This is a genomic window from Pseudomonas sp. NPDC086581 (assembly GCF_044746165.1).
Classification (GTDB): Bacteria; Pseudomonadota; Gammaproteobacteria; order Pseudomonadales; family Pseudomonadaceae; genus Pseudomonas.
Genome location: NZ_JBIVBR010000036.1, coordinates 1 through 1,115, shown reverse-complemented (window position 1 = coordinate 1,115; position 1,115 = coordinate 1). Strand labels below are relative to the sequence as shown.

Annotated in this window: 1 protein-coding gene; it reads right to left on the bottom strand. The window is 63.7% G+C overall.

The genetic code is table 11. From position 1 onward, the window contains the following. Window positions 1-1,115, bottom strand: a 1,115-nt coding sequence (locus ACIPK7_RS29720; RefSeq protein ID WP_401091930.1) for an Ig-like domain-containing protein, incomplete at both ends; no start/stop codon positions are given.

The window sequence follows — 1,115 nt, the reverse complement described above, 5'->3', positions numbered from 1 at the left end:
ACGTCGGCGCTGTAGGCAGTGCCGTTGAGGGTGAAGGTCACCTTGTCACCGGCCTTGAAGTCACCGGTGGCCTTGCCACTGATGGTCTGCTCGGCCTTGGACTCGTCGATGTTGACGATGTCGTCACCGGCGATGACGTCGATGATCAGACCGGCAATCGGTTCCTCAATCTTCACCTCGTACGCATGCTTGGCGGTGACGTCGGTGCTGTTGCCCGCGGCATCGTGGGCCACCAGGGTGGCGTTGATGCTGTTGGCTTTCGCCAGGTCGGCGCCGGCTACCTGTACGCTCCATTCGCCCGCAGTGTTCACCACGGCCTGATAGGCCGTGCCGTTGAGGTCGAACTTGACCACGTCACCGGCCTGGAACTCGCCTGTCACTTTGCCGCTGATGGTCTGCGGGGTCTGCGATTCGGCGAAGTTGAGGATGTTGTCGGTGGTGACGTTGTTGATGGTCAGCTGCGCGACCGGCGCGGTCACGTCCACGGTGTAGCCACGGTCGGCTACGACAGCGGCAACGTTGCCCGCCACATCGTGGGCTTCCAGGGTGGCGTGGATGGTGCCAGCCTTGGCCAGATCGGCACCGGCTACCTGCACGCTCCAGTTGCCCGAGGTGTCGACAGCGGCGCTGTACTGCGTGCCGTTGAGGGTGAAGCTCACCAGGTCGCCGGCCATGAACTCGCCGGTGGCCTTGCCGCTGATGGTCTGCTGGGCCTTCGATTCGTCGAGGTTGACGATGTCGTCACCGGCCACGGCGTTGATGGTCAGCTGGGCCACCGGCGCAGTAACGTCGACCGCGTAGTTGTGGCTGGCACTGGCGCTCGCGCTATTGCCGGCAATGTCGGTGGCGACGAAGGTGGCGTCGATGCGGTGATCGGCATCGGCAGCCAGCTCGGCACCCGGAACACTGATGCTCCACTTGCCTTCGGCATCGACAGTGCCGCTGTAGGTCACTTCGTTGACAACGATCTTGACGATGTCGCCGGCACGGCCGCCGGTGGTGCTACCGGTGATCGACTGGTTGGCCTGCGACTCGACGGCGTTGACGATGTCATCGCTGCCCAGGACGTTGATGTTCAGCGACGGGAACAGCGGTTGGGTGATGACGGTGTACGG